Annotated in this window: 4 protein-coding genes and 1 pseudogene; 1 reads left to right on the top strand and 4 read right to left on the bottom strand. The window is 70.8% G+C overall.

Features of this window, described 5'->3' with window-relative positions:
- From EAO73_RS37035 to EAO73_RS35615, 3 genes and pseudogenes are all read right to left on the bottom strand, one after another.
- Window positions 1-467, bottom strand: a 467-nt coding sequence (locus tag EAO73_RS37035; protein ID WP_224756610.1) for an AfsR/SARP family transcriptional regulator, incomplete at its 3' end; no start/stop codon positions are given.
- 405 nt (window positions 468-872) lie between these two features.
- Window positions 873-971, bottom strand: a pseudogene (locus tag EAO73_RS37480) (hypothetical protein); the annotation flags it as partial.
- A gap of 89 nt (window positions 972-1,060) precedes the next feature.
- Window positions 1,061-1,318, bottom strand: a complete 258-nt coding sequence (locus EAO73_RS35615; protein ID WP_147975660.1) for a hypothetical protein — start codon at window positions 1,316-1,318, stop codon at window positions 1,061-1,063.
- A 1,038-nt stretch (window positions 1,319-2,356) separates the two neighbouring features.
- Between EAO73_RS35615 and EAO73_RS35610 the strand changes: the two genes are divergently transcribed.
- Window positions 2,357-6,127, top strand: coding sequence for a S8 family peptidase (locus tag EAO73_RS35610; RefSeq protein ID WP_147975659.1), 3,771 nt, complete (start codon window positions 2,357-2,359; stop codon window positions 6,125-6,127).
- An 87-nt stretch (window positions 6,128-6,214) separates the two neighbouring features.
- Here EAO73_RS35610 and EAO73_RS37475 read toward each other — a convergent pair whose 3' ends face one another.
- The gene (locus tag EAO73_RS37475) at window positions 6,215-6,508 is read right to left on the bottom strand and encodes an LPXTG cell wall anchor domain-containing protein (RefSeq protein WP_224756609.1); all 294 of its coding nucleotides are present in this window, start codon (window positions 6,506-6,508) and stop codon (window positions 6,215-6,217) included.
- Window positions 6,509-6,531 lie beyond the last annotated feature (23 nt).

The raw sequence follows: 6,531 nt of genomic DNA, 5'->3' as shown, positions 1-6,531 counted from the left end.
AGCGCCTTGTTCAGCAGGGTCCGCGCCGCGTCGCGGTCGCCGCCTGCGCGGGCCTTCTCCGCCTCGGCGGCCATCTCCTGAGCGACGGTCAGGTCCAGCGCGCCGGGAGAGGTCCGCAGCGCGTAGCCGCCGGAGTCGCTGACCAGGACATCGGGGCCGAGGACCTTGCGCAGCCGGGAGGCGTAGGTGCGTACGGCGGCCAGGGCCTGCGAGGGCGGCTCGTCGCCCCAGATGCCGTCGATGAGTTCGGCCGCCGTCGCCGTGTGTCCGCCGCGCAGCAGAAGGGCCGTCAGCAGCGCACGCTGCTGCGGGGATCCGGACGGCAGCAGCTCGCCACCCCGAAGGACACGGACCGGACCCAGAAGGGTGAACACGCGAGACTCAGCAGTGACTGCCGGCTCCTGGTTTCGCTGCTGCGGTCTCCCTGTTTCGACGGCACGCGCCGCGCGTGGAGCACTCTCATCCATGGGAACCACAGGCGCCTGCCCGGGAAGACGCAGGGCGCGCCTCCAGGCGGCGACCCAGAGAGGGTGCTCTGCCTCAGGGACGCAACACGCGACGAGGAATCCGATCAGCTGACCTTCGTCGCGAGGCACCGTCTGCCCCAGCACAATACGGTGAGCCGTGCTGTGCGGCAGATTTCCCCAGGCACCCGCCCGTTGTTCCATGTCGCGCACGGTCGGCCGGCCGGCCTTCACGTACAGCCGCTGGAGGCCCGACTTCAGTTTGCCGAGCCCGCTGACATACATCGGGTTCGGCATGGCAGGCACGCCCGCACCGCCGTAGTGCTCACCCGCACGCGCCCGTCTCCAGAGCTCTGCGGCTTTGGTGACGGATGCATCACAGGCCCTGGCATACGCCTCCACAGCTTGGGCACTGGGCACACGCTCCCCCGACGCCGCACGCTGCAGCGTCGTGGCATGACAGCCACCCCGTTCCGCCAGCTGTGCGTACGACCACCCCCCGGCCACGCGCTGAGCGCGCAGCCAGGAGGCGAGACGTTCAAGAGCCTGGTTCGACGTAACGATGGGCTTCTCTCTGCGTCCCACGAGCGTCTTGCCTACGGCGCGGAGACCGCGCGCAGAGCGCGCATGGCCAGATCCGCGGAGCGCGCTCCCCGAAGGAGCAACAGCATGATCGTGGACAGCAGTCCGGCGCCCGTCAGTACGGTCAGCGCCGCCGGCCCGCCCGATCCGCTGCGTTCCATCAGGCACGCGAGAACGGCGATCACGATGATGACCACAGCATCGGGGGTCGCGAGCTGACCACGGGACGTACCGTGCACGACGCAACGCGTCGCATGAGTCGTTCGGGACATGACCTGGCTCCTGAGTTTCACCGTCCCGCTCATGGGAGGCGGGGCGTGTTGCGGGCTCCGATTTCCGCTCAACCGGCGTTTGCCGACGCCTGGATGAGCTCTCGCATAGTGGCATCGCCGTCGGCTCCCGGGCGAGAGCCCGAAGTCGATTGATGCACCGATGTCCATGGCGCGGTACGGCAGCATCAAACGACGCGCAGGGTCGCACAAGGCATGAGCTGCGGCGGAGCCCGCCTTTTTGATCACGGGAGCCGGGGCGTCACCCGTAGATGCGCCCCTATCCAATCTCCCGCTTCTCCAGCTCTCGCCACGGGGTGCCGGGAGAACGGCACTTCACCCCTCAGACCCCGCCTGGCCTGCCCAACTGCCGGGTGTGAGAGTGTCGCGGCAGCACAAGCCGGCAGTTCAGCAAATGTTTTCCACGGCGCGGGAAGGTATGGGGGTCGGTCTCGGCCGACACCCTGAGCGTTGCGGGCTCCACCCGGCGATCAGGAACACCGTGGTTACACGTTGCCGCGTGGGCCACACGGGATCGGCGCTCATAGAGCGCCGATCCCGCCCGCTTCAGCCTCAGCCTGTGTGTGCCGCCCGGTGTGTGCGGCCTTCCGGGCCGAGACGTGCTCCGGCTCGACCGGCCACACCGGCCGCCGCTGCGAAGGGACTGGCGGGCGCTTCCGCTGCGGCCAGTACAGCACCCCGCCTACCGCGCCGGCCAGTACCGTCCCGGCCGCCAGAGGGACCGCCCGATGCGCCACCGCGTCTTCGAGGGCGACCCGAGCCTTCTCCTCATCGAGCGCGCGGCAGGCCGGCTGTCTCGTCGAGACCTACGGCTCCCGGCATCCCCGGACGTCTCCCGCCGTGTCGCATCCCGCTGCCCGGCGACCGGTCGTGGCGGAAAGCGGCCACGGCGTAATCCCGCCGGGGCACATCATCCCCGTGCCGCCAGACACTCTGCCAATGTGGCGCCACCGCAGCACCAACAACCTCCGGAATAACGGCCTTTGTGCCTGCCCGTTCCGGTTTCACTTGGGGAGAGCGATGCGTCCGATATCGCGTACGGCACTGGGGGCGGCCACCGCCGCCGTCCTCGCCGTCACGGTGATCGCGCCGTCCGTGGCAGCGCCACAGGACGGTGCGGGCACGAAGAGACCGCTGACCGGCAGCGCGGCCGCCACGGCCCGGGGTGACAAGCCCGTCACGGTCACCCTGGTCACCGGCGACAAGGTGCTGGTGAGCACCGACGGTTCGGGCAACGCCTCGGCCGTGGCGCTGCCGCGCGAGGACGGCACCGTCCCGCTCGTGCAGACCCGCCGCTCGGGCAAGGACCTGTACGTCTATCCGGACACTGCGGTGAAGGCTCTCGCCGGGGGCACCGTCGACGAGGAGCTCTTCAACGTCACCGGGCTCATCCGCCAGGGGTACGACGACGCGCACGCGGACTCCGTACCGCTGATCGCGACGTACTCCCAGGGCGTCGCACGCAGCACGCCCCCCACCCCGCGCGGCGCCGAGCGCGGCCTCGCCCTCCCGGCCATCGACGGTGTGGCGCTCAGGACCGACAAGAAGCGGGCCGCCGGATTCTGGTCGGACATCACCGGAGCCGGCCGGTCCCGCTCCGCCGCCGGGCTGAAGAAGCTGTGGCTGGACCGCAAGGTCGAGGCCAGCCTCGACCGCTCGACCAAGCAGATCGGCGCCGACCTCGCCTGGGCCGCCGGCTACGACGGCAAGGGCACCAAGGTCGCCGTCCTGGACACCGGCGCGGACGCCGAACACCCGGACCTCAAGGGCCGGATCACCGAGTCGAAGAACTTCACCGACTCCGACACCACCGACGACCGTCAGGGCCACGGCACCCATACCCTCTCCACCGTGGGCGGGTCCGGCGCGGCCAGTGACGGGAAGAAGAGGGGCGTCGCCCCCGGCGCGGACCTGCTCGTCGGGAAGGTGCTCAACGACAGCGGCTCCGGCGACTCGTCCTGGATCATCGCGGGCATGCAGTGGGCCGTCGACCAGAAGGCCGACGTCGTCTCCATGAGCCTGGGCAGCTCGGCCCCCACCGACTGCACCGACCCGATGAGCCTGGCCGCCGAGGAACTCGGCAGGAGCAAGGACACCCTGTTCGTCGTCGCTGCCGGCAACTCGGGGCCGTCGCTCAACACCGTCTCCTCGCCCGGGTGCGCGCCCAGCGTGCTGACCGTCGGCGCGGTCGACCGCGACGACTCCACCGCGAGCTTCTCCAGCCGGGGCCCGGCGATCGGCGCGCACACCCTCAAGCCCGAGATCGCCGCCCCCGGCGTCAACATCTCAGCCGCCGCGGCAGGCGGCCGAGGCATCTACGCCTACCAGTCGATGTCCGGTACGTCGATGGCCACCCCGCACGTCGCGGGCGCCGCCGCCATCGTCAAGGAACGCCACCCGGACTGGACGGCCCAGCAGGTCAAGGCGGCCCTCGTGTCGTCCGCGAAGAGCGACATCCCCGGGGACGTACGCGAGACGGGCGGTGGCCGGCTGGACGTCAAGGCCGCCATCGACACCACCGTGACCGGCGCGCCCGCCGTCCAGGGCGGCACCTTCAACTGGCCGCAGGACAAGACGGACCGCACCACGGTGCAGATCCCGTACACCAACACGGGTGACAAGCCCGTGAAGCTGTCGCTCACGCTCCGGAGCGTCACGGGCAACGACGGATCAGCCGTCCGGTCCTCCGTCGCCGCACTCGGCGCGAAGAGCGTCACCGTGCCCGCCGGAGCCACTGTCCAGGTCCCGCTGAAGCTCGACCCGACCGCGAAGCTGCAGGACAGTCAGTACGGCGACGTCACCGGCCGGGTGGTGGCCACCACCGCCGGCGGGGTCAAGGTCTCCACCCCGTTCTCCCTGTACGTGGGCGCCGAGACGGTCACCCTGCGCGTCAAGCTGATCGACCGCAACGGCAAGGCCGCCACCGGATCGTCCTCGGTCGACGTCATCGGCACCGACACCGCCACCGGTGAGCGCCGCTTCAACGGCGGCTCGACCGACCAGGTGTACGAGGTGCGTCCCGGTGCCTACTTCGTCTCCAGCTTCATCGTCTCTGCCGACCCCGAGGACGCCACCGGGACGCTCGCCAAGTCGGTCGGTTACCTTGCCAGGCCGCAGCTGAACGTCACCAAGGACACCACCCTGGTGCTGGACGCCCGCAAGGCACACCGGATCAAGGTGAAGACCGAGGACCGGACCACCGAGACCCGTAGCGGGACCCTGGCCTTCGGCCGCAGCTGGGACGGCGTCTGGCTGCACTCCGGTTCCATCGCGGGCAGCAGCGTCGTCAAGGACTACCTGGTCGACATCCAGGGCAGGGCCCGGGACGGCGACTTCGAGTTCGACAGCTTCTGGCGTGCCTACGCCCCGCAGATCGATAAGCTCGCGGTCGTCGGCGGCGCCACCCTGCACCCCACCACCGCGTCCACCGGTTCCGTCAACCTCGACGGCACCGGACGGGCCGCACTCGTCGACGCCGGGACCGGTACGCCCGACGAACTGAAGGCCGCCAGTGTGTCGGGCAAGATCGCCCTGGTCGGCATCGCGGACGGCAGCGCCATGGCCACCCAGACCCGCGACGCCGCGGCCGCCGGCGCCGTGGCGATCATCGCCCACCGGCCCTCCGCGGGGCCGTGGAAGCCGTCCGTCGGATACGGTACGGCGCCGCTGCCCGCGCTCGGCATCCAGGCGGACGAGGCGGCCGCGCTGACCACCGCGCTGGCCACCGGACCGGTGGAGCTGAGCTGGAAGGCCACCGCGGCCAGCCCGTTCGTCTACAACCTCGCCTTCCCCGAAACGGGCACCGTCACCTCGGACCGCACGTACAAGGTCAAGGACAAGGCACTCGGCGCGGTCGATTCCACCTATGAGTCGATGGGCGTCAAGACCGACTTCGTCGACACCCTGCTTGTCGCTCTCCCTTACGGCGCCAGGTACGGCGTCGGCTCGTTCGACAGCGTGCCCGCACCCGGAAAGCGCACCGAGTACTACTCGGTGGGTGACAGCACCTGGCAGCAGGCGCTCTCGTCCAGCTTCCCGTGGGGCGAGTTCATGGTGGACGAGTTCCGTACGTACAAGGCCGGCTCGAAGCGTGCGGCGAACTGGTACCGCGGCATCCTCGTCCCGTCCGCGCCCCGCGACGACCAGGGCGAGCAGCAGCTCGCCGCCGAACGCCAGGACAACTTGATCGGCGTCGCGCCGGGCTTCTGGAGCGACAGCGAACACGCCGGTCTCCAGGGCTCCTTCGGGGACATGGGCAGCCTGCGCCTGACCAGCGGCGGCACGGTGCTCGGCACATCCGGCTGGCCGTCCGGGGTGTTCACCGTCCCGGCCGGGGACGCCGCGTACGAACTCACCATGACGACCACGAAGGCGGGTCAGCCCGCCGCCGTGTGGAAGCGTTCGACCAAGACCGAGACCACCTGGAAGTTCCGTTCGCACCGTGACGAGAACGCCTACTCGCAGGGCATCCCGCTGCTGTTCCCGGGCTACGCCCTGCCGTCGGACGGCATGAAGACCCTGGCGGCGAAGGACGGCCGGCGGATCGGCCTGAGCGTCACGGGCCACGCGGGCTACACGCCCGGCACGCTCACGGCCGCCAAGGTCTCGTACTCGTACGACGGCGGCGAGACGTGGACTGGAGCCACCACCGCGCACAAGGGCGGCCGTTGGACCGCGACCGTGAACCACGCGGGCGCGGCCGGCAAGACGGTCACGCTGCGCACCGAGCTGACGGACTCCCACGGCAACTCCGTCGTCCAGACCGTGACCGACGCCTACGCCGTGCGCTGACGTCGCGTCACCGGACCGGTCCGCCGGGCGGCCTTCCCGTGGAGGGGTGGGGGCTCGGCGGATCCCGGCGACGGGCACGTGGGTATGTCAGTGCTTCGGTCGGCGTCGTCGTCCCAGCAGGAGGATGCCTGCCGTGGCCAGGGCGAAGGCGCCGGCCGCCGCGTAGAGGGTGGTGGCCGTGCCGGTGTCGGCGAGGCCGCCGCCCGGCGGGCGGTGGTGGTGGCCGCCGTGGTCCGGGGACGGCCACCACCCTCTACGCGGCGGCCGGCGCCTTCGCCCTGGCCACGGCAGGCATCCTCCTGCTGGGACGACGACGCCGACCGAAGCACTGACATACCCACGTGCCCGTCGCCGGGATCCGCCGAGCCCCCACCCCTCCACGGGAAGGCCGCCCGGCGGACCGG

This window comes from Streptomyces sp. col6 (genome assembly GCF_008042035.1).
Taxonomy (GTDB): domain Bacteria; phylum Actinomycetota; class Actinomycetes; order Streptomycetales; family Streptomycetaceae; genus Streptomyces.
This window is presented reverse-complemented; position numbering and strand designations above follow the sequence as displayed.

Excerpts from the sequence above, each read along its gene's own strand:
- EAO73_RS35615 (WP_147975660.1), bottom strand. The coding sequence starts at position 1,318 with ATGTCCCGAACGACTCATGCGACGCGTTGCGTCGTGCACGGTACGTCC.
- EAO73_RS35610 (WP_147975659.1), top strand. The coding sequence starts at position 2,357 with ATGCGTCCGATATCGCGTACGGCACTGGGGGCGGCCACCGCCGCCGTC.